This window comes from Actinopolymorpha alba DSM 45243 (genome assembly GCF_000373925.1).
In the GTDB taxonomy this organism is placed as follows: domain Bacteria; phylum Actinomycetota; class Actinomycetes; order Propionibacteriales; family Actinopolymorphaceae; genus Actinopolymorpha; species Actinopolymorpha alba.
The window spans coordinates 1-23,078 of record NZ_KB892807.1 but is presented as its reverse complement, the minus strand read 5'-3'; the positions used below and the strand labels follow the sequence as shown (position 1 = coordinate 23,078).

General features: G+C 65.8%; 19 protein-coding genes and 1 riboswitch. Of the genes, 12 read left to right on the top strand and 7 right to left on the bottom strand.

Annotated features, from left to right (window positions below):
• The first annotated feature begins 19 nt into the window (after window positions 1-19).
• The 3 genes from B141_RS0134245 to B141_RS0134235 all read left to right on the top strand — a co-directional run bounded on the left by B141_RS0134245 (window position 20) and on the right by B141_RS0134235 (window position 3,339).
• Window positions 20-1,600 carry a PucR family transcriptional regulator gene (locus tag B141_RS0134245; protein WP_040423150.1) on the top strand — a complete coding sequence of 527 codons (1,581 nt, stop codon included), beginning with the start codon at window positions 20-22 and terminating at the stop codon, window positions 1,598-1,600.
• 156 nt (window positions 1,601-1,756) lie between these two features.
• On the top strand, window positions 1,757-2,110 hold the full coding sequence (locus B141_RS0134240; RefSeq protein WP_020579695.1) for a YciI family protein: 354 nt from the start codon (window positions 1,757-1,759) through the stop codon (window positions 2,108-2,110).
• On the top strand, window positions 2,107-3,339 hold the full coding sequence (locus B141_RS0134235) for an RNA polymerase sigma factor (RefSeq protein WP_020579694.1): 1,233 nt from the start codon (window positions 2,107-2,109) through the stop codon (window positions 3,337-3,339). The genes B141_RS0134240 and B141_RS0134235 overlap by 4 nt, the downstream gene beginning before the upstream one ends.
• A 17-nt stretch (window positions 3,340-3,356) precedes the next feature.
• Here the strand turns inward: B141_RS0134235 and B141_RS44310 are convergent, their stop codons facing one another.
• A complete protein-coding gene (locus B141_RS44310; protein WP_020579693.1) occupies window positions 3,357-5,300 on the bottom strand; it encodes a glycoside hydrolase family 9 protein in 1,944 nt (647 codons plus the stop codon).
• 411 nt (window positions 5,301-5,711) lie between these two features.
• Window positions 5,712-6,248: a GNAT family N-acetyltransferase gene (locus B141_RS44305; protein ID WP_020579692.1), complete on the bottom strand. Its 537-nt coding sequence runs from the start codon at window positions 6,246-6,248 to the stop codon at window positions 5,712-5,714.
• A 112-nt stretch (window positions 6,249-6,360) separates the two neighbouring features.
• Between B141_RS44305 and B141_RS51940 the strand changes: the two genes are divergently transcribed.
• Window positions 6,361-6,897, top strand: coding sequence for a CGNR zinc finger domain-containing protein (locus B141_RS51940; RefSeq protein ID WP_020579691.1), 537 nt, complete (start codon window positions 6,361-6,363; stop codon window positions 6,895-6,897).
• A 28-nt stretch (window positions 6,898-6,925) separates the two neighbouring features.
• Here the strand turns inward: B141_RS51940 and B141_RS44300 are convergent, their stop codons facing one another.
• Window positions 6,926-8,173 carry an MFS transporter gene (locus tag B141_RS44300; RefSeq protein ID WP_020579690.1) on the bottom strand — a complete coding sequence of 416 codons (1,248 nt, stop codon included), beginning with the start codon at window positions 8,171-8,173 and terminating at the stop codon, window positions 6,926-6,928.
• 316 nt (window positions 8,174-8,489) lie between these two features.
• Here B141_RS44300 and B141_RS0134210 point away from each other — a divergent pair, with 316 nt between their 5' ends.
• The 3 genes from B141_RS0134210 (at window position 8,490) to B141_RS0134200 (ending at window position 12,217) form a co-directional block, all read left to right on the top strand.
• Window positions 8,490-9,593 (top strand): hypothetical protein, encoded by a 1,104-nt coding sequence (locus B141_RS0134210; RefSeq protein ID WP_020579689.1) that lies wholly within the window; start codon window positions 8,490-8,492, stop codon window positions 9,591-9,593.
• A gap of 61 nt (window positions 9,594-9,654) precedes the next feature.
• Complete coding sequence (locus B141_RS49985; protein ID WP_157181498.1) at window positions 9,655-11,580, top strand: hypothetical protein; 1,926 nt, start codon at window positions 9,655-9,657, stop codon at window positions 11,578-11,580.
• On the top strand, window positions 11,573-12,217 hold the full coding sequence (locus B141_RS0134200) for a hypothetical protein (RefSeq protein WP_157181497.1): 645 nt from the start codon (window positions 11,573-11,575) through the stop codon (window positions 12,215-12,217). Before B141_RS49985 ends, B141_RS0134200 begins: the two co-directional genes overlap by 8 nt.
• 35 nt (window positions 12,218-12,252) lie before the next feature.
• Here B141_RS0134200 and B141_RS0134195 read toward each other — a convergent pair whose 3' ends face one another.
• Complete coding sequence (locus B141_RS0134195; protein WP_157181496.1) at window positions 12,253-15,357, bottom strand: ATP-binding protein; 3,105 nt, start codon at window positions 15,355-15,357, stop codon at window positions 12,253-12,255.
• Window positions 15,358-15,606: 249 nt separating this feature from the next.
• Between B141_RS0134195 and B141_RS0134190 the strand changes: the two genes are divergently transcribed.
• The gene (locus tag B141_RS0134190) at window positions 15,607-17,460 is read left to right on the top strand and encodes a glycoside hydrolase family 127 protein (protein ID WP_157181495.1); all 1,854 of its coding nucleotides are present in this window, start codon (window positions 15,607-15,609) and stop codon (window positions 17,458-17,460) included.
• Between the two features lie 21 nt (window positions 17,461-17,481).
• Here B141_RS0134190 and B141_RS0134185 read toward each other — a convergent pair whose 3' ends face one another.
• Entirely contained in the window at window positions 17,482-18,513 is a 1,032-nt protein-coding gene (locus B141_RS0134185; RefSeq protein WP_020579685.1) for a LacI family DNA-binding transcriptional regulator, read from the bottom strand.
• Window positions 18,514-18,727: 214 nt separating this feature from the next.
• Between B141_RS0134185 and B141_RS44290 the strand changes: the two genes are divergently transcribed.
• Window positions 18,728-20,110, top strand: coding sequence for an extracellular solute-binding protein (locus B141_RS44290; RefSeq protein ID WP_020579684.1), 1,383 nt, complete (start codon window positions 18,728-18,730; stop codon window positions 20,108-20,110).
• A gap of 125 nt (window positions 20,111-20,235) precedes the next feature.
• On the opposite strand, the gene B141_RS52460 is transcribed toward B141_RS44290, so the two are convergent.
• Window positions 20,236-20,361 carry a hypothetical protein gene (locus tag B141_RS52460; protein ID WP_020579683.1) on the bottom strand — a complete coding sequence of 42 codons (126 nt, stop codon included), beginning with the start codon at window positions 20,359-20,361 and terminating at the stop codon, window positions 20,236-20,238.
• Between the two features lie 326 nt (window positions 20,362-20,687).
• Here B141_RS52460 and B141_RS44285 point away from each other — a divergent pair, with 326 nt between their 5' ends.
• The 3 genes from B141_RS44285 to B141_RS0134160 all read left to right on the top strand — a co-directional run bounded on the left by B141_RS44285 (window position 20,688) and on the right by B141_RS0134160 (window position 21,871).
• Window positions 20,688-21,053 (top strand): hypothetical protein, encoded by a 366-nt coding sequence (locus B141_RS44285; RefSeq protein WP_157181494.1) that lies wholly within the window; start codon window positions 20,688-20,690, stop codon window positions 21,051-21,053.
• A gap of 2 nt (window positions 21,054-21,055) precedes the next feature.
• A complete protein-coding gene (locus B141_RS49980; RefSeq protein ID WP_020579681.1) occupies window positions 21,056-21,229 on the top strand; it encodes a hypothetical protein in 174 nt (57 codons plus the stop codon).
• A riboswitch (SAM riboswitch) is annotated at window positions 21,214-21,300 on the top strand. Its footprint overlaps the gene before it by 16 nt.
• A 10-nt stretch (window positions 21,301-21,310) precedes the next feature.
• On the top strand, window positions 21,311-21,871 hold the full coding sequence (locus B141_RS0134160; RefSeq protein ID WP_020579680.1) for a GNAT family N-acetyltransferase: 561 nt from the start codon (window positions 21,311-21,313) through the stop codon (window positions 21,869-21,871).
• A 21-nt stretch (window positions 21,872-21,892) separates the two neighbouring features.
• Here the strand turns inward: B141_RS0134160 and B141_RS44280 are convergent, their stop codons facing one another.
• The gene (locus tag B141_RS44280; protein ID WP_020579679.1) at window positions 21,893-22,498 is read right to left on the bottom strand and encodes a hypothetical protein; all 606 of its coding nucleotides are present in this window, start codon (window positions 22,496-22,498) and stop codon (window positions 21,893-21,895) included.
• Window positions 22,499-23,078: the final 580 nt, after the last annotated feature.

Sequence of the window (23,078 nt, the reverse complement as noted above, 5' to 3'; positions counted from 1 at the left end):
CGCAGGACACAATGGTGAGGTGACTTCGTCCGTCGAGATCGCCGCCGCGCTGGGCCCACCGCTGTTACGCGTCGTGGTCGCTGGTGAGAACCGCCCGGCTCGTGACGTTTTCGTCGCCGAACCGGATGATGCGGCCGCCGGTCAGCCGGACGATCTGGTCCTCGGCGTCGGCGTATCCGGTGCGGAGGAGGCCGTGCGCCTGGTCGAGCGGTGCGTGGACGCGGGCGCTTCCGGGGTTGTTTTGCGTTCCTCCTCCGCATTGCTGGAGCCGGTGACCACGTCGGCGCGCCGAGCCGGGATGACCCTCGTCGCAGCCGGAGACGGTATCCCGTGGGCTCACCTGGTGTGGCTGCTCAGAGGCGTCATCGACCGCTCCGGCGTGCCGGGATCGGGCATGCCGGGATCCTCCGACAAGGGTCTGCCGCGGGGAGGGCACGATGATCTCTTCGCGCTGGCCGACACGGTCGCCTCGATCGTGGGTGGTCCCGTGACCTTCGAGGACAGCCGCTCCCGGGTACTCGCCTACTCGTCGGGGCAAGGGCAGACGGACACGGCGCGGGTGGCCACCATCATCGGGCGGCGGGTTCCCGAAGAGGTGGCCGCGCATTTCAGGGCGCTCGGCGTATTCCGCCGCCTGGCCCGTTCCAGCGAGCCGTTCCTCATCTCCGAAGGGCCGGACGGGACGCTGCCCAGGCTGGTGGTGCCGGTCCGGGCGGGCGGTGAGTGGCTCGGCTCGATGTGGGCGGTGGTGAGCGGGCCGGTGGACGACGCCACAACGGGCGAGCTGCGGCGTGCCGCCTCGGTGCTCGCGCTCCACCTGCTGCGGCTGCGGGCACAGGCCGACCTAGCCCGGCGCAGCGCCACCGACCTGCTCAGGGCGGCGCTGTCGCAGTACTCGCCGGAGCGGCTCATTGATCAGGTACTCCCGGGTCCGGGCCCGTGGCGGGTGGCCGCACTCAGCGCGCCCGAGAGCCACGACGCCGGCGAACAGCTCCAGGTCTGGGAGACCGTGCTGCGGCGGCATGGCTGGCGAGGTGCGGCTCTTGCCGACGTGGACGGCGTCGTGTTCGCCGTTGTTGGTGAGCGGGTCCCCGATGGTACGAAGGTCGGCTCGTGGAACTGGCTTCAACGGCTGGTGGCAGAGACGGAGAACGACGACAACCGTGGCTGGGCCGCGGTCGCCGGGTCCCCGGTCTCGGCCTCCGGACTGCCGCATTCGAGGGCCGAAGCAGCGGAGTTGCTGGGCCTGCTCCGCTCCGGCGACGTGAGCGGGCCCGCGCTCGCCGTCGAGAGCGCGTGGGACGCCGTGGTGGTGAATCGCGTCGTCGCCTCGGTCGATCTCGCCGTTGCGGGTGGACCGCTCCCAGCACTCCTGGACCATGACGTCCGGCACGGCACGGAGTACGTCCCGACCCTGGCCGCGTGGCTCCGCCACCATGGCGAGCCACTACGGGCGGCCCGGGAGCTTCAGATCCATCCGAACACCCTGCGCTACCGGATGCACCGGCTGCAGGGCGTGATCGACCTCGATCTGAACGACCCGCGCCGGAGGTTGGCGCTGCAGCTGCAGATCAGTTCGGCACTACGGAACCAGCGCTGACGAGCTTCCTGACCTCAGCATGAGCGCCGTACCCCCTCTTCTGACCGGTGCATCATTCCGCGCCGCACTCATGTCGATCCTGGCGCGGGTCGTTCGTGTAGGGGATGAGAGGCCGACACGACGCCGGCGTAGCGTCATGACCGAGGAGGAGTCCAGATGCCGCAATACCTGCTCAGCATCTACCAACCCGACGGCGAACCACCGCCGCCGGAGATCCTGGATCCGATCATGCGGGATCTCGAGGCGGTGAACGCCGAACTCCGAGCCGCCGGCGCCTGGGTGTTCTCCGGTGGGCTGCATCCTCCGAGCACAGCCACCGTGGTGCACCTCAAGGACAACGAGGTGCTCACGACCGACGGTCCGTACCTCGAGGGCAAGGAGCATATCGGCGGATTCACGGTCATCGAGGCGGCTGATCTCGACGCCGCGCTCGAATGGGGACGGAAGGTCGCGCGGGCGATCACCCTCCCGATCGAGGTACGGCCACTGGCCTACGGAAGCTGCGGATGACCGCAGGCGTGCCGGTCCCGTCCGCCGCGGAGATCGGGCGGGTGTTCCGGGAGGAGTACGGCCGCGCGGTGGCCGTACTCGTTCGTGTCTTCGGCGACATCGACATCGCCGAGGAGGCAGTCCAGGACGCCTTCACGACCGCACTCGAACGCTGGCCGGAAAGCGGCCTTCCCCCGAGCCCCGTCGGCTGGATCATCACCACCGCGCGCAACCGCGCGATCGACCGGCTCCGCCGGGAGGCGTCCCGCGAGGACCGGCACGCCCAGGCAGCGCTACTCCATGCCCGTGACCAGCCTCCGGAGGAGGGACCTGTGCGCGACGATCGACTACGCCTGATCTTCACCTGTTGCCACCCCGCCCTCGCACCGGCCAGCCAGGTCGCGTTGACACTCCGGCTGCTCGGCGGCCTCACCACCGCGGAGATCGCGCGGGCGTTCCTCGTCGCCGAGCCCACGATGGCGCAACGGCTGGTCAGGGCGAAGGGCAAGATCCGCGACGCGCGGATTCCTTACCGCGTACCCAAGGAGGCCGACCTCCCCGACCGCCTGCGGACCGTCCTCGCCGTCATCTACCTCATCTTCAACGAGGGCTACATGGCCAGCTCCGGTGACCTGCTGGTCCGTGAGGACCTGTGCGCCGAGGCCATCCGGCTCGGTCGGACCCTCGCGGACCTGATGCCCGACGAGCCCGAGGTCATCGGGCTGCTCGCCCTCATGGTGCTCGTCGACTCACGCCGGGCCGCCCGTACGGGACCCGGCGGCACCCTCGTCCGGCTGGCTGACCAGGACCGGAGCCGCTGGGACCACGAACTCATCACCGAGGGGCAGGCGCTCGTACGCACCTGCCTGCGGCGCGACCAGCCAGGGCCGTACCAACTCCAGGCGGCGATCAACGCCGTCCACAGCGACGCGCCGAGCGCCGCCGCCACCGACTGGTCACAGGTCCTGCGGTTGTACGACCACCTCATGGCGATCGCCCCGAACCCGGTCGTTGCTCTCAACCGCGCGGTCGCGGTCGCCGAGGTGGACGGGCCGGAGGCGGCGCTCACCGTGGTCGACTGCCTCGGCCTCGCCGGATTCCACCTGTACCACGCGATCCGCGCCGACCTGCTCCGGCGATGCGGCCGCAACGCCGAGGCGGCGCAGGCGTACGACGCGGCCACCGCGCTGACCGAGAACGCCGTCGAACGAGACTTTCTCCAGCACAGAAAGGCGAGCCTGCGCTCCTGACGCCGGCGCGGCTGGCCCTATGCGCTCTGCCCCTGCCCCTGCCCCTGCCCACTGGCCTGGTCGGCGGCGAACGACGCCATCCAGGACAGCGCGGAGTTCCAGTTGATGGCGTACTCATTGGTCGAGAACGACATGACGTCATCCACGTAGCACAGCTGCGGCCGGCAGCCGGCCAGCCGCTTTTGCGCGACCGGATCCTGGAGCGCCGCGTTGGCGCCGCCGGCCAGGAAACCCGATGGCGGGGTCGGCTGGCCCGGGTCGAGTTGGTAGGCAAAGCTCCGGCTGTGCGGGTTGCGCGCGCCTCGCTCGCCGTACCCCGTCACGTAGGACTGGTTGAGCGCGTTCCGGCCGAGGATGTAGTCGAAGCCCTCGAGCGCGCCGTTCCGATATTCCGGCTTACCGGTGAAGTCGTACGCGGTCGCCATGACGAGCAGGTTGTTGAGGATGTTGGCGTTCGATCCCCAGCTGTACGACTTCGCGTCGCCAGGCAGCGGCACGCCGTACGCCTGCCCACGCAGCGTCCTGAGGTAGGCGTCAGCGGCGGCGACCACGGACGCGCGGGCCTGGCGGAGTTCGGCCGGCGGTAGCTTGCTCGGAACGCTGGCGAGTTCGAGCCGGCCGAGCGCCCCGACCGACTGCCAGCCGAATCCCCCAGCGGAGAAGACGTTCGCGGTGTGCAGGGGCGAGGAACGCAGTGCCGTGAGGTAGGCCCGCTGTCCGGTCGTGAGATACAACTCGGCCGCGGCCCAGTAGAACTCGTCGTCGACCTGGCGGTCGCCGTAGGCGCCGCCGCCGGTGCTGTCGGCGTCGCTGGCGTACATCTTGGGATGGGCCTTGGCCGCCGCGTACGCCGTCGTGGCAGCGGTCAGACAGCGCTGCGCGAACGCCTGGTCGTAGGCGCGGAACACCCGTGCGCACTGGGCCGCGGTGGCGGCGAGGTTCAGCGTCGCGGCGGTCGACGGCCGATGGAGTTCGCGGGGTTGCGGGTCATCCTGGGGTGCGGTCGGGAGGCCGGTCCAGTTGCGGTCGTGCATCTTGTGGTGTGCCATGCCGGCGAGCGGCAGACCGGACGGGACCTGCATGCGCAGGAGGAACTCCATCTCCCATCGCGCCTCGTCCAGGACGTCAGGTACCTGGTTGTGGCGCTCGGGCACGCGGAGGCCGCCGTCGCCGAGGGGCTTGGTGTTGCCGGTCCGTGCGTTGGTGGCGCGTTCCCAGATGCTCATCAGCTGGTGAACGGCGAGCCCGCCATTGACGACATACTTGCCATGATCGGCGGCGTCGTACCATCCACCACGTACGTCAAGACGGTATTGACACACGCCAAGCTGGCACGGCACGTCGGCATCGTCGGCGTTCGGGGGTACGCCGACATGCCCGGCCGGCCGCGCGTACTTCGCCCCCACCAGCGAGGCGTCGATGGGAATCCCGCTGCGCTGCAGATAAAAGAAGCGCAGAGCGTCCGAACGCAGCTTGTCGTACACGTTTCGGGAAATATCGAACGGATAGCTGCGTTGGCCGCCGGCCGTGAGCGTGTAACCGGCGCCGGATTTGTTGTAGGCGCTGAAGTCGATCGTCTGCACCCGCTGCCCGGAGGCCGCGTCCACCCCGCGGGGCGTCGACGTCCCGCTGGCCACGACCCGATCGGCGGCGGTTCGCAACTGCCAGCCAAGGGGAGCGGTCGCCGATGTCACCACTGTCGCGTTCTTGGGGCCCTGGGGCAGGTAGCCGACCTGGTTGACGCGAACCCGCGGTCCCGCTTCGAGGGCTCCCGCCTTACCGGGCTTACCGGACTTACCGGCGCCGGAGCCAGAACCAGAGCCGGAACCCGAACTCGCGCGGGTCTTGCTGGCGTGCGGTGTGGGTTCCGAAGAGGAGCCGAAGCATGCCGTGAGCGCCGCAAGCGGGAGGGCGAGTACGACGAGCACGGCAACGAGATGGTGTTTGGTGGTGCGAGTCACGGCTTCCTTGCGGGCGTTGAGGGGCGGTCCAGCCCGCGATGGTGGCAGCTGGTTCCGCGGGCTGTCAACGCGGCCTTGCGGGCCGCGTTGCTCGCTGTCGAGATCAGTGAATATGCACATCTTTACGATCCCCGGACAAAGCTGATCGCCGGATCCTGGTCGGCGCGAGTTGTCACCGGTCGGTGGTGGGTTCACCAGGCGAAGGAGCCTGGTGAACCCTCCGGCAGCCTTGTGATGGCCAGGCCATCCCAAATTGTGAAGCTTTTGGGGTGCTATGACCCCCCTAAGTCTTCACGGTCTTACTGAAGTGCGGCGAATGTGAGGGCTTGTCTCTTATCGCGGTCAGACCTGAAGGCCTCGCGGCGCGCATCCTTCGGGATCACGGCTGCACGGCTTCTGGATCCGGTCGAGCTATCCGTGCGCCACCATTCGTGTCCGTACGGTTCCCGCGGGAAGGCGTTTCTCGTAGCGGCGGCATGGCACCGAGAAGACACCGCCCGCGATCTGGGCTGAGTACTCGATCGCTCCCGCGTCGTACCACCCGTAATGCGTATAGAACCCCCGTGCCCGGGTGTTGCCAGCGACGACGGCGAGCCAGGCGACGTCGTATGACGCGGCGATCAGGTGCTCGCCGTGCCTGAGCAGCGCCGCGCCGACACCACGACCCCGAACTGATGCGTCGACGTACACCTGCTCGATCTCGTCCTCCCGCGCCGTGAGGAATCCGACGACGCGCCCGCCAAGCGTGGCGACCGTCGTCAGGTCGAGGCGTTCCGGCACCCGCTCGCGGAAGTCCTCGAGGCCGCGATGCTGCCGGAGTTCCTCCGGGACATGCCCGAGGTGACCGTCGAGCCAGCCGTTGAGCCAGACAGTGGCGATGGCCGCAACGTCGTGGCTGGTCGCGGGTCGGAGGCTCAGGCGTTCGGACGTGAGAGTGGGTGTCGTCATGATTCCTCGCCGGTCGGTGACTGGTGTAACCTCATTTGTCAGTGACGATTTTAAGCGGTGAGAGGTGACTGGTCAACTGAAGTTAGACAGTTATGCAGATACCGGTGTCGTCGTGTCGGTGGATCTCGTCAATGAGCTGGTGATCGCCGCTCGCGGTGGGCAGGCTTCCGACCGCGGACGCGTCGCCCTGCCCGCCCTCGCGCGGATCCTCACGGTCGACCCGCCGTCAGTCGAGCGTCTCATTGAAGGTGACGTTCCCGGCTTCACCGCGCTCGCGCACCGGCTGTACGACGCCTTTCGCGAGGCGCACGCAGGCAACGTCGACCAGGTAGCGGGTCGACTGAACGCACTGCTCGCCGAACATCCGGCCCACCCGCACCTCGCCAAGGAGGACGGGCGCTGGCGCCTGCACCACCATCCAGCTGACGCGGACCTGATCCCCATGTGGACCGCGATCTGTTCCGAAAGCCTGGCCCGGATGGTCGGCGACGGCCACGTCGACCGGCTCGGCACCTGCGAGGACGGGGCCTGCGGCCGGGTCTTCATCGACCTGTCCAAGAACGCCAGCCGCCGCTTCTGCTCGACGCGCTGCCAGAACCGCGCGAAGGCGGCGGCGTTCCGAAATCGGAAGGCCGCCGGGAGTTCCTGAGGGCGCCAAGACAGACCGCCCTCGTTCTTCATGGCGTATGCGCACGTCTCTGCCGCAAAGAGACGTGGGAGCGTGCCCAGGCGGTGGCGAGAATGGCGACCGGTGCGGCGCCGACCGCTCCGCAGAGCCCTACCACCGTTGAGGGTTGAAGTCCCGCGTCCACGAGCGCACCCACTATGAGGAACGCCAATCCGTGTGTGGCTTGGATCCCAGAGATGGCGACGCCCATGACTCGGCCGCGATACTCGTTGGCGATCCGTTGGGCGAAGAGCGCATTGAGTGGTGCCGAGAATGCTCCGCCGAAGCCTGCTATGAAAAGGATGGCGAGTACGACGGGGAGCGGTGGCTCGAGCAACAGCGGCACAAGGCCGAGCATGCAGAACACCGCGCATGGAGCGATCAGCCGGTCGCGCACGGCAGGGCGGAGAATCCGGGTAAGCAGGACGGCACCGGCGACGTAACCGACGGCGGGCATCGCGAGCATGACTCCGGCCGTTCGCGGGCCTCCGCCGAGTTCTTCCGCGTACGGAACGGCAAGTGCCTCATGCGCATCGGCGAGCGCGAGTGCCAACCAGACGAGCAGCAGGCAGGTCCACAGCCATCGGTCACCGAAGACGTGCCGAATGCCGGCAGTCATGTCGCCCAGCAGTCGTCGACCCACTGGGCTTGGGGATTCGGCCGGGTCGTGGCGGGCGGGCGCGGGTCGTGGTTGAACGCCGATGCGAAGAAGCAGAGCGGAGAGGGCGAACGACGCGGCGTTGAGCAGGAGCGCGCCCTGCGGCTGGACCAAGGTCACCGCCAGGCCGCCGATCGCAAATCCCGAGATCACCGTGAGCTGGTGGGTGATATTCATCAAGCCATTGCCGGCGATATAGGTGTCACCGGTCAGTATCTCCGGCATGAGTGCCGAGCGGCCGGCGGTGAACGGTGACTTGAGCAGGTTGGCGATATAGAGAAGGGCGATCGCCACCGCGAGTGGGAGCCCGGGAATCACCAGCGCGGCGACCAGAACCGCACGCACCACGTCGCAGACGATGAGAACCTCCCGGCGGCGGAACCTGTCGGCGAGCGGTCCGAGGACCGGTCCGCCAACGATGCTCGGAAGCCAGGACGATGCGTACGCGATCGCGGTGAGCATGCCGGATTTCGTGTGCTCATAGACGAGTACGGAGACCGCGACGGCGGCCAGCTGGTCGCCGACATATGACAAGACCAGCGCGACGTAGAGGTACCGGAACTCGCGAATCTTGAAAAGGGTTCGATAACTGGCGGTCACAGTCAATGAACGCTACACCGGGGTAGACGTTCAGATCCGCGGCGTTTGGTGACCGTATTCGACAGCGGCCGCTGTTAGCGATCTGTAAGCCCGCTGCCGACATACTGGACGCCGCTCCGCTGGGCGTGGACGGAGGTGAACCGTATGCGCGCTACTGACTGGCACTGACCTGAATCTCCATGAACGCAGGCCGCCGACGGGTCGAACCGGTGGCGGCCACCACTATGAGTGACCGAACACGGGCTCTGTAAGCCGTTTGTAAGCCTGCCTCAGGCATCTTCGACAGCGTGTGGTGTCACGACGGACGCGTAGTTCGATGAAGAAGCTCCTTGCCCCGGCTGTGGCGGCCGGGCTGATCCTCGGGTTTGTCGCCGGCTGCGCCAGCCAGCCCGAAAAGCCGGCCGGATACTTTCAGCTGCGGGATGAGTGTGGGCGCGAGCCCGAGCGCTACGTGAACTACCTGGACCCGGAGGGGGCAGTTCTCTTCGGCCCACACTTCAGCCTAGCCGCCAGTTGGGTCGTCACGCAGGACTCGTTGTCCGCCGACGACACGAGGCGACTCGGCCTCCCCGATGCTCAGCAGGGATTCCGGGCGGCAGATGGTCACGAGTTCGTGATGACCTGCCTTGGAGGCGCCGTCACGGCGGAGGACGGGCGGTGGCCTCGTGAGACCGATCCCGAGCTGGCAGCGTCCATCACGATAGATGGGCGCACGAAGAAGCTGGCGGCGGACCCCAAGCCGGGCACCCTCATCCTGGCGAGCGTGCCGAAATCAGGTCCGGCAATGCTCACCATCACCGACGAGGGGCGTCCCCTGGCCATGGATCTGCGTACCGGCAGGCCGACAGGCGACGACTATCAGATCCTCACCATGGACGTGAATGAGTCGTACGAAGGCACCGGCCAGGTGAACACACCAGCGGGGATGCGCTCCCTCGATGTGGATATCACCATCGACGAGATCACTCTCGAGCCGTACTTTCCCGGTCTGGGCTGGGCGAAAGAGGGCCGCGGGTGGCTGCGAGTGAGCGTCGCGCAACTTGGCTCGGACGGGGTGGTCGGCGCCGATTCCGGCGTCCCTGTTGTCGGCTTCTTTGTCGACCCTGGCAAGACGTTCGTCCTGGACCTGGACGGTACGAAGGCGAGGCCCAGGTCGGGACGCCTCGTCAACGCGTCGAACGTAGGCGTTGCTTCTCCGACCTCTGCTGCGTACACGGCGATCTTCGATGTCCCGGAGTCGTTTCGTACCGGAAAGCTGACGATCACTCCCGATGGACCGATGTTCAGGTACCGCGGCGAGTCGTACCTCAGCGACTACGACCTCGCAAAACCGCCGAGGTGCGGGCGACGAGAGGTCGCGGTCTGCCTCGAGTGGCAGCGTCCGCCCAAACCCCAGGTGGTGGAGGTGGCCCTGCCATGATCGCAATGTTTCGGCTTATGCCAAAGCAGCCCGAAACGCCGGCGAAGGCAAGGGGTCGCACATGACCACTTCATCGTGGTGGCGCCAAACGCTTGTTTGCGGCCTGCTTCCACTGATGCTTGCACTGCCAGTCATTCCGCTTCCTGCACGCGCCGAGCTGGTCCCCGAAGCTCCATCATCACAGACTTTAGATGAACAGTTACCGTCGGCGGCGCGAAGGCACAAATATCCACCACGTCCAAAGATGATTCCCACTCAGGTCTGGCGCAGCCTCCAGGGATACCAAAAGAACTACTTTGCCGTCCATCCTACCCAGTTGAATATCTGGTGGGGGCCGAGCCCGAGGCCGCCGCACGCACTCGGTTGGCGCTACGAATCACTGGTCTGGATTCACCACGCGATCCCGCAGGACGTCCTCAAAAAGTACCAAGGTATCTTCAAAGAAGAGGAGATCCACTCGTATCGAAATCTTCGAGGCATTCCGAAGGGTTGGATCAACGGCAGCATCCATCTAAGTGCTCTCCAATCCGAATGGATGAATTTCTTCAAGCGGCACCCGACCGCAACTCGGCAACAGATAGAAGCGAAGGTGGCCGAACTGGACCGAAGGCTCGGTACCTGGTTCAAGTCGTGGTCGCAGGTTCTCGGCGTGTGTGAGGGGCGAGGGTCGAGGTCGTCGCGGTCTTACGCGAGGCGACCCCTGGCGGCATCTCTAATTGATTCGACCTGTCGAACCTCGAACCGCGAAACGGCGGTTGGAGAAATGTTGTCGAGCAAGGTCGCACCACGTGAGGCTGGCGGGATAGATTTCTCGAGTTTGAAACTTCGATATCTGTCGGAATCCAGCGACAATACAGGACTGCGCTATGCATTCAGCGCGGCTGGTTCTGATGAGTCCGTCCTTCAAAACGCTGTCGATGGGTTACATAGCGTTGACCAGGCGTCGGATGCGTTCTTTGCGTGGCTGGTATTGCCGACGGACAAGCTCTGGGTGAACCTCAACCCGAACGAGCCGGATCGGATCACCGACGCCAGGTTCGGGCGTACTGACGCTGGTCGGATCCTGCTCGAGGCAGACCTGGAGATGAAGAAGACGGTCGCCCGACTCATCCACCCCGACACCAAGCTTGGCGCACGGTTCTGGAACAGTCTCCGGGGCAGTTGTTTCTCGTCGCGGCAGTGGATTGTGCCAGCGCCCGCGACGGTGCGGGAGAGCCGTGACGAGCTCTACATCCTCGACGCGCCGCTGTCGGTGCTGATGGAGACGGAGTACGTTCAGGATCGGGGGAGCGGGAAGTACCGCAGTTGCGCTCACATGTCGAAGGAGGCGGAGGAGCGCAACGAAAGGCTTTACAAGGAGCTCATCCTGCCCAAGGTGGAGAAGGCCGTCAATACAGCGCCCGAGTACGCGGATCTTCGCCGGGTGTATCTGAGCCGGGTCGCCGCCGAGTGGTATCGAAACCGCAGCCACCAGGTCCCATCCGCGTTCTCCCATCTCATCGACACCGGCAATGTCAAGGCATGGGAGTCGGGCAGCTCCTGGAAACCCATCGATACCTTCAATGCCTACGTTCGTTCATTCACCAAGGGTGAGTTCAACATCACCCGCAAGACTCGGCAGGGCAACTACACCGAGACCAGAACCTATGTCTACGGGGGCGTCAACTTCGACCGGGTGCTCTTCCGGTCGCTGTCGGACACCGATTTCGAGCACCAGTGGCCTGGATTGTCCGACACAGTGAAGACCGGGTTGCATGAGGCCACAACGGATCGGCGCACCAATGAGATCTGGCTGGGTGGCACATCGATCGCGGATTCAGCTGGAAACAGCTCTGATCCTCAGCCGGAGCGAAAGGCCCCGGTGGCTTCCAGATCGCACCCGAACAACGTGCCCACCTACGTCATCTGGCTGATCGTCGGCGCCGGAGCCTTGCTGATGGTCTTCGCCATCGTCATTGTGCGCAGAAGGGGAAGGCAACATGCATGATCCCGCGACGAAGCCACAGGGAAGTGGCCCCAGGAAGAGGCGCGGTTTGGGGTGCGGTCTGTTTCTCGTGGGCGCCCTGCTCGTCGCTGGCGGGCTCGGCTACGCCGTCTGGGTGTGGATCACAGCGCCAAAAGCCAGCGACACGCCGCTGGACTCCTCCCGAGCGGCGAGATCCGCGTGCTCGTGGCCGCGGAAGTACTTCCCCAGCCAGCCGGCCTACGACGGCCCTGAACCACATCCGGTACAAGTCATGATTGATAAGGAGGGGAGCGGCGGGTACTACCAGAAGATGCTTCTTTCCAGCGGCATGACCCGCGTGCCCAAGTACCTGAATCCGAGCGACGAATCCACCGTCCAACTTCTGGCGTGCCTTGGTCAGCCCGAGGAAGGCCGTCAAGTGAAGACCTGCCAGTTCGACAATCCGTCCAGAGATGTTCCGATGTACGAAGGGACGTACGACGTGACTGTCTACGAGGCGCGGACAGGAGAGGAGATTGGAAAAGCAACAGTTCCGAACGCGGCAGACGCTGACTGCCCGATGCTGGTCTTCTACGGTGCGGACGAAGATCCAAAGGTCTATACAGAACCCAGCGTGACCCAGCTTCGTGAGGCACTGGCGCCATTCACCGGCGAGTGACAGTGCTCGTCCTGTCCCGGCTCAAGTCGCCGTGGTCACCGCTCGATCGCAGTCGTACACCAGGTATGGGCCCTGGAGAGAAGCTCCTCAAAGAGGTCCTCGCTCCAAGAGAATTGTGGCTCTGGCTGCGATCCCCGTGGATCGATCCCCAACACCGCGATCGCGTGCTCGAGTCCGAGAGGAATGGCGAGACCGAGTCGGCGTCGGAGGGTGTCCCACTCGCGGGCCAGCGCTGTGCCCGTTTCGATGTCCCCGAGGTCGGCGGCGATCAGGGCAGCCTGGAGCACTCCCGGCAGCGCGTGTCGATAGTTCGAGTTCCCCGCGCTTGCGGCAAGTCCATCCGACAGCGCGCGCAGAGCCAGGTCCAGGTCGCCAGCCCGGCGATGCGCCTCGGCAAGCAGAACGCACAGCCCCGTCAGCCTGGCATTGAGTTTGGGATAGGCGGCACCTATCCAGTCAACCGCGTCGCTCAGGAAGCGTTGAGCGGCGACATGATTGCCATTGACGAGGTAGTTCAGAGCGAGCGCCCGTCGAGGCGGATCGTGCTCGGCCGGATTGGTGAGTTCGTGCAGCCGGTTGGTGATGTCGTCGGCAAGGGCCTGAGCAGCGTCGAAGTCGCCTCGGCCCAACGTGATCTCCAACCGTAATGCCTGCTGCGCGAGCGAACGTGAGTGCCCCGCACGTCCCTGGATGCGTGCATAGGACTCAGCAAGATCGGCCGCTTGGTCGTAGCGGCCCCACGTCGTGAGCACTGAACCCGCCGCCGTGAGCACCGTGAGCGCACCGGCATCCTGGCTCGTGCGTACGAACTCGATCGCACGTGCGGCGTGCGGCAGCGCTGCGGGGTCAAGCAGTGAGCAGCGGATCGTGAGGAGGTTCGCCTGTGCCTCGAGGTGTTCCCTTGGGCGGTGGCCGGCAAGTTCGTCGACAAGGTCGGTCATGAGCGCCAGGTTGCTGAGATAGTCGCCGCGAAGGGCGCGCACCATGGCCTGGTGAAACCGAAGCAGAACGGAGACCTCAGGCTTGGGAGCCCGCTCGGTTTTCTGCGTTCCCACCGACGCCAGAGCACGCTCGAGCCAACCCTCACCTTCGGGCAGATACGACCGATTACTCATCCAGAATTCGAACACTCGGGCCGTGAGTTCGGCGGCGTCGAGATCCCGGCCACCCGCATAGGCGTGTTCCAATGCGGAACGGAGGGACGACGCCTCGGATTCGAGTTCAAGCGCGGCGGTGACCCGGGCGCGGTAGTGAGGCAGGGTGTCGAACTCACGCGCGCGGTCGAGCCATAAAGCCAACAGCCGATCGGCGACCTGCGGACCCTCAGTCCTTTCGTTCAGACGTTCAGCCGCGAACGCACTGACGGCCCTCAGCAAACGGAAACGCCGGGATGCTCCCTGACCGACAGGTTGTACGAGTGAACGATCAACCAACCGGGCAAGCGTTGGCGCTATCTGCGAGTGCCCGAGCGGCGGGAATCCGCAGACGTACTCGGCGTCGGCGAGCCGGAAGGTACCCGCAAGCCCGGAAAGCCGCGACAGCAACACACGTTCATCACTGGTCAGCAGTCGGTAGGACCAGTCGATCGTCGCCTCGAGCGTGCGATGCCGAGGATCACCGCCGGAGGTGGCGCGGCCAAGTAGCTCCATCCCGTGCCTCAGTCGGCTGTGCAGCTCACCTACGTCCAGCAGGCGAAGCTGTGCGGCGGCGAGTTCGACGGCAAGCGGCAATCCATCGAGTAGCCGGCAGATGGCGGCCACGTGGGAGAGGTTCTCTCCCTCGCTCAGCTGCTGCGCGGGTGCCGTCTCCTGCGCACGAATGAGGAAGAGCTCGATGGCGGGGATCCGTGGATCGGGTGCCTCCTCCGGCGCAGGCACCGCGAGCGGCTCCAACGGCCACAGTCTTTCCTCTGGTACGCCGAGTGGTTGACGCGAGGTGGTGAGGATGGTCAGGTTGGGGCAGGCGCCGAGAAGTCGGCGTACGAGCGTGGCGGATTCCTCGGCCAGGTGTTCGCAGTTGTCGATCACCAACATGATCTGCCTGCTGGACAGGGTGTTCTCGATGGTGTCGAGCGGATCGCCGTCGTTCGACCGGACCTTGGCGAGCGCGCCAAGCGCCGCGAGCATGCCGTCGAACGACGACAAGGTCGCCATGGTGAGAACGACAACCCCGTCGGGGAAGCGGGGAGCGATGTCTTCGGCGACACGCAGGGCGAGTGTGGTTTTGCCGCAGCCGCCGGTGCCGCTGATGGTGACCAGCCGATGACGGCCGAGCATCTCCAACAGGGTGGTTCGCTCGAGGTCGCGTCCAATGAGCCGGTCAAGGTGGCATCGTGGGCCGCGCCAGGTTGCGGTGCATGATGTCCGCCGCGACGTGCGTTGCTCTCCCACGGATTGCCGCAACAACTGCTCATGCGCGTTGCGCACGTCTTCACTGGGTACGACGCCAAGCTCGTCGGAGAGGCGCCGACTCAGTTGGTTGATGACATCGAACGCCGCGGCTTGCTCGCCCTGGCTGGCAAGGAGAAGCGCGTAGCGCGCGTGGAGGCGTTCGTGGAAAGGATGTTCCTCCACGAGTACGGACAGGTGGGGGAGTGCTCCTACCGCATCGCCGGATTCGAGTGCGGTGTCGGCTAGAAGTTCGGCGGCGAGAATGCGTTGCCGTTGCAGGTGCTGTGCGCGCTCACACCGGCGTATGGCGTCGGGTGCGTCCGCGGCGATCGGGCCTCGCCACAACGTCAGTGCTTCGATGAGCAGAGCACCTCGCTGGTGGGGTTGCCGCATGGTCGCGGCGTTGTCGTACAACGTGGTGAACCGGTCGGCATCCGTGAGTCCCCCGGATATCGCCAACTCGTAGCCGCCGGAGCTGTGCTCGACGCGGATTCCGTCCCCGACATGCTTTCGTAGCCACGTGCGCAGCCGGTTGACCGTGACGTGGGTCCAGGTACGTCCGCTGGTCGGTGCGCGTTCGTCCCAGAGCAGGTCGATCAGCCCGCCGGCAGTCAGCGGCGGCTCGCCCAGAACAAGCGCCGCGAGCAGTCCGCGTTGGCCAGCTGGGAGGGACAGGACGGTGCCATCGTTTGCTGGCCGCTTGATGATGACGGCTCCGAGGACTCCGACCCGGACCACAGGCTCGCCCACAGCGCACCCCCGCAACCAGCCGGGCAACAGAGACAAAAAGATCATCTTAGAGGTCGCGCAGCATCCAGAAACGGCCGGCAACATGTTGCCGGCCGCTTCCTGGAATGTGATGATCCTCTGGCACGCACGCTTTGAGAGCCCCGCCGTCACACCTGTCAGGAGCTGCCCATGTCGGTGTCCCACCCCAGCACACCTGCCACGGACACTGCGGGACGTCAGGCGTGGGGCCCGGTTGGTCCTGTGTCGTCCGTGGCAGCGCTCACCCCGCTGCCACTGGCCGCGATCGAGCTGACCGGCGGCTTCCTTGGCCGTCTGCAGCAGGCGAACAGCGCGATGTCCATTCCGCGTGGGGCCGATCACCTGGAGCGGCAGAAGGCCTGGGTGAACTTCGACAACGTCGCGGCGGGAGTTGCCGACGCCGAGTATCACGGACCTTGTTTCGAGGACGGCGAGGCATACAAATGGCTCGAGGCGGTCGCCTGGGACGCGGGCCGTACGAATGACCCTCAGCTCCTGGAGTGGCTCTCCTCCTATTCGCGTCGGATCGCCGCCGCGCAGGACGACGACGGTTACCTCAACACGTTCGTCCAGAGCGGTCAGCGCGCCGGACGCTACGAGCGGCTGGCGTGGGACCACGAAATCTTCAACGCTGGCGCGCTGATCCAGTCCGCGGTCGCGCAGTTCCGTGCGACCGGGTTGACCGGCTTGCTGGAGACGGCCACCCGGACCGCGGATCACCTGGATCGGACGTTCGGGCCCGGCAAGCAGGAAGGCACGTGCGGCCATCCCTTGATCGAGATGGCCCTCGTCGAGCTGTACCGGACGACCGGGGACAGCCGCTACCTCGACCTGGCGCGCTACTTCGTCGACGTTCGAGGCCATGACCTGCTGGACCCGACGCACGCCTACGGCGACGCGTACCACAGTGACCGCGTGCCCGTCCGCGACACCATCGTTCCCGAGGGACACGCGGTGCGGGCGGTCTACCTCGCGGCTGGTGCGACTGACGTCGCCATCGAAACCGGTGACCTCCAGCTGTTGGACCAACTCCGGTCGCAGTGGCAGAACATGGTCGACCAGAAGATGTACGTCACCGGGGGCCTGGGCAGCCGGTGGGAGGGAGAGGCGTTCGGCGATCCGTACGAGCTTCCCTCCGATCGGGCGTACGCCGAAACGTGCGCGGCGATCGCCGGGATGCAGTGGAGCTGGCGCCTCCTCCTGGCCACGGGGGAGGGGAAGTATGCGGACCTCATCGAGCGGCAGCTCTACAACGCGGTGCTGCCTGGCGTCTCGCTGGACGGGGACTCGTACTTCTACGCCAACGCCCTGCAGGTGCGTGCGGGTGCGGTCGCGACCGACACCCGGATGGCCGCGGGCGGTCGCCAGCATTGGTTCGGCTGCTCCTGCTGCCCGACCAACCTGATGCGGACGCTCGGCAGCCTCCACACCTACCTCGCGTCCTCGTCGGAGGACGGACTGCAGATCCATCAGTTCGCCTCGGCGACCATCCAGGCGGATCTGCCAGTGGGGCAGGCGGTGGTGACAATGGAGACCGCCTATCCGTGGAGCGGCCGGGTCACTCTGACCATCCAGGATTCACCGCGTGCGTCGTGGGGGCTCCGGCTGCGGGTCCCGGCGTGGGCCACCGGTGCGACGCTCCAGGTCGGTGAGAGCACCCTCGCCGCCGAGCCCGGGACGTACGTACACGTAGAGAAGTCGTGGACGCCCGGCGAGACGGTGGTTCTCGACCTTCCCCTGACACCGAGGTTCACGGCGGGGCATCACCGCTCCGACTCGACTCGGGGCTGCGTGGCGATCGAACGCGGCCCGCTGGTCTATGCCGTCGAGCAGGTCGACCAGGCCGACGCTGTGGTGGTTGATGACCTGCTGATCGACCCGACCATCCTTGAGGAGGAGTACGACGAGGAGCTGTTCGGTGGCGTACCCGTCGTGATCGCGCGAACGATCCCGCGACAGCCAGATCCCACGGCCGGCGACCAGGTGCCGCTGCCACCTGTGCGTGCCATCCCCTACTTCATGTGGGCGAACCGCGAGGTCGGCCCGATGCGGGTGTGGCTACCGGCATCCAATCCGTTCGGCTAGGGCGTGTTTCAGGATCCCGCCCTAGCCGAACGACGGATCGTCTGTCGACCCGCGTACGACCAGGTGGCACGGGACGTGCTCCCGGCCTGAATGCGGATGCCCTTCGATTGCGTCGAGCAACCGCTGGGCTGCCAGACGTCCGACCGCGGTGAGGCCAAGGTCGACTGAGGTCAGCGGTGGACGCGCACCGGTCGCGATGAACTCCCAGTTGTCGGTCCCGATGAGGGCGACGTCCTCGGGCACTCGCCGCCCGAGCTCGCGCAGGCTGTCGGCGACGCCACGAGCGAGTACGTCGCTGCCGCAGTAGATCGCGTCAATATCTTGGACCGATCGCAGCAGGATGTGGGTCGCCTGCCGCCCCCAGGCTTCGGTCCAGTCGCCGTAGAGCGGGTCGGCGACGAGTTGGACGTTGGCGCTCGCGAGGGCTTCAACGAGCCCCGATGCTCGCCGCCGGGCCGCGTCGAACCACGTCGGGCCGGTGACGTGGCCGACCCGGCGCCGACCAAGCCGGATGAGGTGCTCGCCGGCGACCCGCCCGGCGGCTCTGTCGTCGACGACGATGGAGCAGTCCGCCGGGTTGGACGACGGGGTGAGTGCGTACACGACGGGGACGTCTGGACTCACGTCGAGCGGCGGGCGTTCGTTCGAGCTGCGTCCCGTGACAATGAAACCATCGACCCGCCGTCCCAGCAGGACGTCGACGTAATGCTTCTCCCGGACGGGGTCGTCCCTGCTGTCACACAGGAACACCGAGATCCGCCCCGCACCCAGCGCATCCTCGGCACCCAGCATCACCGGCACGCTGAAGCGTTCGAAGCTGTCAGTCGTGATCAGGCCGACCGTGTAGCTGCGTCGCTGGAACACACTGCGCGCAAGGGCGTTGGGACGGAAGTCGATCTCTTCGGCCGCCGCCACGATCCGGGCCCTGGTCTCCCGACTGATCTGGCCAGTGCCGTTGAGTGCCTTCGACACGGTGCCCGGCGACACGCCGGCACGGGCCGCGACATCGCGAACGGTTGCTCGCTTCGCGGAGGACGCAACGCGTCTGGCCACCAGAGGGAACCCTTCCTCGTGAGTGTTTCCGGAAACAGCGTACTCGCTCCGCAATCACAGACGGGTTACATCCAAGGCGGATCTTGACGTGCCGGACGTCGCCGACCTACCGTAAGGCAACATGTTTCCGCGGTTTTCCGTAGTGCTAGGCCCAGTGCTGCGAGGCAGGGCTGGCGCCGAAGCCTGAACGTCCGCGGTCGATGAGGGAGAGGCCATGACCCAGCCGTGGAAACCCAGTCGACGTGATCTTCTCCGTGTCGGCGGCCTCGCAACCGCTGGTGCCGCCGCCCCGTCGTTGGTGGGATGCGAGTCGCAGAACGACTCGGGTAGTGGCGGTGACAAGGACATGCAGTTCATGTTCTGGGGATCCATCGCCGAAAAGAAGGCGATCGCGGCGATGTTGACGCAGTTCAAACGCGAGAATCCCAGCATCACGGTCAAGCCGTTGTACACGCCGGCCGACTTCGACACCAAGCTCAACACCCTGGTCGCCAGCAACCGGACTCCCGATCTCACCTACATGAACTCCGGCATGGGTTATCGGCTCGGGGAGCAAGGAAAGCTTGTCAATCTCTATCCGTACTTCGACAAGTATCCCGATCTTGCCAACCGGCTGCCGGGTTCGTACTTCTGGTGGGACACCAACAAGACGTACGGAACGCAGAGTGCCAACGAGTCGATGCAGCTGTTCTACAGCAAGCCCGCCTTTGCCGACGCGGGGCTCGACCTTCCGCCGGCGGAAGCGTCGCAAGCCTGGAACTGGGACACCTTCGTCGAGAACGCCTACAAGCTGACCCTCGACCAGAGCGGCCGGACGCCTGACCAGGACGGCTTCAATCCCAAGCAGATCCGGCAGTTCGGTGTCTCGATCAACTGGTGGCATGGCACCTGGTATCCGTTGCTGCTGAGTCGAGGTATCGACTTCGCTGACGAGGCTGCGACCACGACGATGCTAGATACGCCTGAAGCCATCCAGGTGTTCCAGGACCTCGCGGACCTGATGTACAAGCACCGCGTCGCGCCCACGCCCACGCAGTTGGGCAACAACGCTCCAAGCACGACGGTGCAGCTGAAGACGCGACGGCTCGCGATGGTGGTGGACGGGCAGTGGACGTTGCTCGATCTCTCCCAAGGGAAACTCGACTTCGGTATCGGCGTGCTGCCCAGCCACGGCACACCCATGACGGTGACCATGGGTGGTGCGACCGCCATCTTCGCGTCGACCAAGTACGAGCAGGAAGCCGTCGAACTCTATTTGTTCCACGACAACCCGGAGAAGGTCGATCTGTTCTCCAACGGGCTCTGGATGCCGTTGGAAACCAAGTACTACACCGACCAGGCGTCGATCGACCTGTGGACCAAGAATGACGCACATCCACCGGAGTACCGCACCGCCGTCGTCGACTACACCCTGAAAAACTCCAAGGTGACCTTCTATCAGAAGCTGAAGAACATCGACGCGATTGACAAGGTCCTCACGCCGGCGCTCCAGGTGCTCCAGCAGGGCAAGAAGCCCGCAGCGGAGGTGCTCCGTCCTCTGGCCCAGAAGCTCAACAACGGGCTCCTCAAGGGCACCTATCCGACCAAGGCATCCTGACGCCTTTCGTCCTGCGGCGGCGACACGAGCGGATCCCAAGCCCGTGAAGTTGTCGGGGCCGCGGGGCCAGGATGAGGAAGGACTTTCGTCGCTATAGGGGGAACGAGCCCATGACCAGGCTGACGTCACGCGAGCGCGATGTGCTCGGTCTCATGACAGAGGGCCTGGCGGTGCTCGCCTACCTCAACGAGTGAGGTCGTGCTCGCCTCACAGGAGTTGATGTCGTCGTACTTCGGTACCATGTACGTCACGTCGATGCGACTTTCGTTGTGCCGGTAGGTACTGCGGGAGGATGTGAGCGGGCGTGAGGTCTTCCTTAGGGTTGGGGCATGCCCGAGGTTGAGAAGCCTTCGAGAAAACCCCTGCATGAGACCATTCGGCCTGCCCCGCAAGGCGATCCGCTTCGCTTGCGGGTGGGGAGGACGCTCGCCCGGGTCACCGCGGCCGCGGCGGTTCGGATGGGGCTGGCCCAGCCTCCTCCTGCTGGCCGCGGGTCTGGACCATCGCCGCGCCGATCGCCGTCGTCGAGTCGCTCACACCTTCCCGGAGCTTTACGCCCTGGTTGGGCAAGGTCGGGTTGACACTGGTCGGTCTTCTCTACCTGGGCGGGTCCCTGCTCATCTTCGCCGACCATGTGAACAGTGAGCAGTTCCTCGCATCGGCGCCTCAGCTCGCCGGAGCGGCGGCGGTCGTCGTGGCACTGACCGCTGCCGCCGTCGTACTCGGCCGTCGCGGGCGCCGTCCGTTGGCCGGTCCGCGCCGGGCACCTCGCCCCGTGTTGGTCGGCTCGTTCGCTCTCGCGGCCGCGGTCGGTTTCCAACTGCCCCCGCCCAGCTGGCTCGGCGTGGCGGCCGGCGCCGTCATCGCCGCGATCGTTGTCCTCGCGACGAGTCGGTGGTCCCGGCGGACCGGGTGGGGATCGGCTCACATCCTCGCGCTGTAGCGGTGCTGGCGAATGCGGGACTGGCGTTCTTCGTTCAGCCGCTCGGGGATCCTCCGCCCGCCCTGAAGTACGGGCACAACGTCGTGCTGGCACTGGGCATGATCGTCCTGCTGATGCTCACCTCGCGGGCGTACGACGGCCGGTCCGATAGGCTTCCCTCGACTCATCCAGAGTGACCTGAGGGACCTGGCCCTGTGACGGTCCGGCACCCGGCTTCGCGCGGTGCCAATGCCAGGATCGATGAGGAGGGACCCACGGTGGCCAACGCTGAATTCCTGCACTTTCGTCCTGCCCGACTGGCCGATGCTGCGGCTGTTGCTGCGTTGCACGCGGACAGCTGGCGCCGTCACTATCGGGACGCCTACTCTGACGCCTTCTTGGACGGCGACGTCAGCGCCGACCGGGTGGCAGTCTGGAAGGATCGGCTAAGCGTAGCCACAGGCCGCGATCACACTCTGCTCGCAGAACAACGGGGTGTGGTCGTGGGCTTCGTTCACACGATCCTTGGCGAGGATCCGATCTGGGGAGCGTTGCTCGATAACCTCCACGTCACCTACAGCCACAAGCGACGCGGCATTGGCGCTCGACTGCTGAAACTGAGCGCCGAGATCGTCATAAACCAGGCGCCAGGCTCGGGACTCCACCTGTGGGTTCTAGAGCAAAACCGGCCTGCTCAGGCCTTTTACCAGGCGCTCGGTGGCGCATGTGTGGAACGCGGCGTCGTACCAGCTCCCGGTGGAGTTCCAGGTCGGCTCAATGGTTCTCCGGCATGCTTGCGCTATGCGTGGCCCGAGCCCCGCAACCTGCTCCGAACCTGATCCGCTACCACGACAGGGACATCAGCGAATGCGGCCGCCTTTGGTGACCAGCCATTCGCCGGTTTCCCAGTCGGACGGGCCGTCATCGATGCGGTAGAACAGGTCGAATCGGATGCTCAGCCCCGGCCAAGGATGAATGACTGGGACGACGCGGAAGATCTCCCCAAGGCCGGGGAACGTGATCCCTTCGGGCTCCGGAAACCTCAGCTCCAGCTCTGCGCGGGTCAGGTCGGTCCAGAGCGCGAACTGCCACTGCACCTGCGTCAGCCACTGGTCGTAGACCAACTCGAACCGGGGCTCGCGGCCGACGACGAAGTCGCGGATGTCGCCGAAGAACTCATCTGAAGTCGATGGAAGGACGAACGGCCAGTCCTCACCGGTGGGATAGCGGTACATGGTGGACGCAGAGGCGAGTCCGCTCAGAAGGTCTTGCCATTGCTGGGGTGAGGTGGTGCAGGTGGGCAGGTTCACGCCCGTGTGATCGACTCGCTGGACGTGCCCGGCAAGACGGCGGACCAGGTCTGCCATCTCGACCCTGGCCGGCAGGGTCCGCGTATCGGTCGCGTCAGGACTACAGCGCACACCGATGGAGTGGCCTGTGTTGAATGCGACCTCGGGCGCAGCCACATTGGCTAGCCGAAACGTCGTCACCGGATAGGCGTCGGCGGGCTGCCGGGGTGAGGGTCAGGCGGTCACCCACCCTGCCAGCCGTGTCCACAGACTCGGCGAAGTCGGCGTATGCCACCTCGGCGAGCAGCGAGCACAGTTGGCCGAGGAAACCGCGTGACTCCGGCGTCTCGGGGAGAAGGAAAGTGATCTCGGACAGACGATCCATGTACCCGACCGTAGCCGAATTTTACGCCGCCTCGCGCGATCCTGGACATCCGACCCGGACCGGCTCGCGGGGAGCCGCAGGCTTATCCGGCGAAGCAGTGGAGACTTTTCCGGGTCCTGGAGCCTGTTGCTTTTTGTATTGGTCGGGAGGGCCGTGACCGGGGGCGGGCTCGCTGGCGGGTGATGTTGTGGGTTGCCGGGAGGGGCGGGTGTCGTGCTTGTCGGTGTGGCCGGGCGCCTCGCCTGAGGGGTTAGGCGGTGGCTGTGAGGTGGGGGGTGGTGATTCCTTTGGTGGCGAGTTTGACGATGTTGGTGACGGCGCAGGCGAAGGAGAACTCCGATCGGGCGGCTTTGAGTCCGCGGCGGGAGAATC